The 2884-nt window shown below is 68.3% G+C and carries 3 protein-coding genes; all 3 read right to left on the bottom strand.

Features of this window, described 5'->3' with window-relative positions; all coding sequences use genetic code 11:
• Positions 1-77: 77 nt before the first annotated feature.
• Positions 78-1478, bottom strand: coding sequence for an MFS transporter (locus ACLBYD_RS16485; RefSeq protein ID WP_447817283.1), 1401 nt, complete (start codon positions 1476-1478; stop codon positions 78-80).
• A 146-nt stretch (positions 1479-1624) separates the two neighbouring features.
• Positions 1625-2173 carry a hypothetical protein gene (locus ACLBYD_RS16480; protein ID WP_447817282.1) on the bottom strand — a complete coding sequence of 183 codons (549 nt, stop codon included), beginning with the start codon at positions 2171-2173 and terminating at the stop codon, positions 1625-1627.
• A gap of 133 nt (positions 2174-2306) precedes the next feature.
• Positions 2307-2831 (bottom strand): DUF779 domain-containing protein, encoded by a 525-nt coding sequence (locus tag ACLBYD_RS16475; protein WP_447817281.1) that lies wholly within the window; start codon positions 2829-2831, stop codon positions 2307-2309.
• Positions 2832-2884: the final 53 nt, after the last annotated feature.

Genomic DNA, 2884 nt, shown 5'->3' with positions numbered 1-2884 from the left:
CCGCCACCGGGAGTGGATCGGGGTGGAACGGATCCACCGGGTGTGGATCGGTGCGAGACGGATCCGCCTGCGGCGGATCAGAGAGCCCGGTCGCGGGTCTCCATGAGCGCGGCGGTGCAGACCAGGCTCACGAGGCCGATCGCGGCCAGCATGATCCCGATCGCGATACCGCCGTAGGAGGCGGCGAGCGGTGCGGCGATCATCGGCGGGATGGCGCCGCCGAGGACACCGGCGAAGTTGTAGCCCAGACCGGCACCGGTGTAGCGGTAGCGGGTCGCGAACATCTCGGGCAGCAGTGCTCCGCACGGCCCGTAGGCGATACCGAAGATCGCGAGGGTGATCATCATCCCGAGCACGAACGCGATCGGTGAGCCGGTGTCGAGGAGCGGGAACAACACCAGTGCCCAGACCACGGAGAAGGCGCACGAGACCATGATGACCTTCTTGCGCCCGAAGCGGTCGGAATACAGCGCGGACAGCACGATCGCGAGACCGAAGACGAGCGACGAGGCGATGCCCACCATCAGGACGAACGGCCGGTCGAATCCCAGCTCGGACGTCGCGTAGCTGGTCAGGTAGGCCGTGCCCATGTAGAAGAAGGCGAACATGATGGCCAGCGCGCCGCCGGCGAGGAAGATCTCCTTGGCCTGGTAGCGCAACGCGTCGAGGAAGGGCAGCCGGCGCGGGGCCTCGATCTCGGCGGCCGGGGCACTACGGCGGGCTTCCTGCTCCGCACGAAAGACAGGAGTCTCTTCGATGGCGAGGCGCATGTAGAGGCCGATGCCGACGAGAACGATGCTGAGCAGGAACGGGATCCGCCAGCCGTAGTTCAGGAAGGCGTCGTTGGTGTCGCCGAGGGCGAGACCGGTGAACAGGAAGGTTCCGCTCGACAGGGCGAATGCGATGGCGGGACCGAGCTGCGGGAACATCGCGTACAGACCGCGTTGGCCCGGTGGCGCGTATTCGGCGGTGAGCAGGGTCGCACCGGCCCACTCACCGCCCACTGCGAAGCCCTGGGCGAATCGCAACAGCACGAGGATGATGGGGGCGGCGACACCGATGGTCTCGGCGCCGGGCAGAAGGCCGATGAGCAGGGTGGAGATACCCATCAGCAGCAGCGTGGAGATCAGCGTCTTCTTGCGTCCGATGCGATCGCCGAAGTGCCCGAACAGCATTGCGCCCACGGGGCGGGCGATGAAGGCGACGGCGAAGGTCGCGAAGGAGGCGACGGTACCTGCGGTCGATCCGAGCGCGGGGAAGAAGACCGTCGGGAAGACGAGCGCTGCGGCGGTGCCGTAGATGAAGAAGTCGTAGAACTCGATCGTCGTGCCCATGCAGCTGGCGACGGCGACGCGCCGGATACCGGGCCCTTCCTTCGAGGGGCCCGCGTGGCGGGGTGTGGATGGATCGGGACGCGAACGTCCCACCGGTCCGGCGACGGGGGGTTCGGCAGCCCCCGGGGTCGACACACTGGTCACGTGAGTCCTCCGTTGTCCGTTCGAACCGCGGGCGTGATCGCCTCGGCGGATGAACGAAACGTAGTGATGCCGGTCACCCCCTCACCACCCCCGAAAGGGGGGTAGGGGTGACCGGCATCACATAGTGCGCCGAACGAACGAAATTGTCAGCGGCCGACGGCGCCCGCGATCTCCTGGCGCATCTCGCCCCACACGGAGGCGTAGGAGTCGATGTTGGCGGCCGTGGCCCACGCCAGCGAGCCGCCCTTGATCTTCTCCAGGGCCTCGGCGAACAGGTCCTGATAGCGCGACAGGCGCGGCACGAACGCCGACACGTCGTCGAACAGACTCTGCGCCCGGCGGTCGAGGTCGATGAGGCCGTCGACGAATCCGTCGGCGTCCGCGTTCTCGAGGAGCGTGTTCAGCTCCTCGTCGAGCGGGAGGAACTGGTCGTAGAGCTCCGAGATCGAATCCTCGTCGATGGAGACCCGTTCGGCATCGAGCTGATCGTTCAGCTCGGAGGTGCCCTTGTCGGTGAGGCTGATGCCGCCGTCGTTCTCCGACGCCTTGCCCTGTTCGAGGAGCGCGGCCACCGCGGCCTGGCCGGCCGCCACCGACACACCGAGGTGCGCGGCGATCACCTCGGCCGTGACCTGCTTCTTCAGACGCACCGTCTGCAGCAGTGCCAGTTCGTCCACGTTGCCTGCGAAGGCCATGCCCACTCCTCGTCGCACCCGCCGGGCGCCCACGTCGTCGTCCGGAATCCGGACGGATTCCGTCCCGATTCTGACGCACACCGGCAACCGGCAGGTGAGTCACCCTCCTCCCGATGGGATCACGCAGATGGGATCACGGGGACAGGCCGGGTACCGGGCACGCGTCGGCGGCCTCGGCGACCACGGTGGGCACATCGGACACGGCGGGCTCCACGCCGGCCTCCCGGTCCCGCCCGGTGAGTGGCCGGTGGGCTTCCAGGAGGGCCATTTCGTCGGGAGTGAACGCGTGCCCCCTGCTGAGGAACCGCACCCCCTCCGGACTCTCGAGACTGAACCCGGAGCCGCGCCCGGGCACCACGTCGAGGACGAGACAGGTGTGCTTCCACGCCTCGAACTGCGAACCGGAGATCCACACCGGCACGGCGTCGGCGCCGACCGGCGGATCGGAGCGGGTCTCCCCTGCCCCGAGGCGCAGGTCGAGGACTCCGAGGAGCACGTCGCGGTCGCCGACGACGAAATCGCCGTCGGGATAACACATCGGCGCGGAGCCGTCGCAGCATCCGCCGGACTGGTGCATCATGAGCGGTCCGTTGCGCTGCGCGAGGCGGCGCAGCAGGGCGACGGCATCGACGGTCGCCACGATTCGCGGGACGGTCACAGGCCTGCCTTTCCGTTGGGTGCACGGTGTTCCGAGCGTATGGCAACGGCGCC

This window comes from Rhodococcus sp. C26F, from assembly GCF_053345925.1.
The sequence above is the reverse complement of the archived record's forward strand: the minus strand, read 5'-3'. Positions and strand labels throughout refer to the sequence as shown.

Excerpts from the sequence above, each read along its gene's own strand:
- ACLBYD_RS16480 (WP_447817282.1), bottom strand. The coding sequence starts at position 2,173 with ATGGCCTTCGCAGGCAACGTGGACGAACTGGCACTGCTGCAGACGGTG.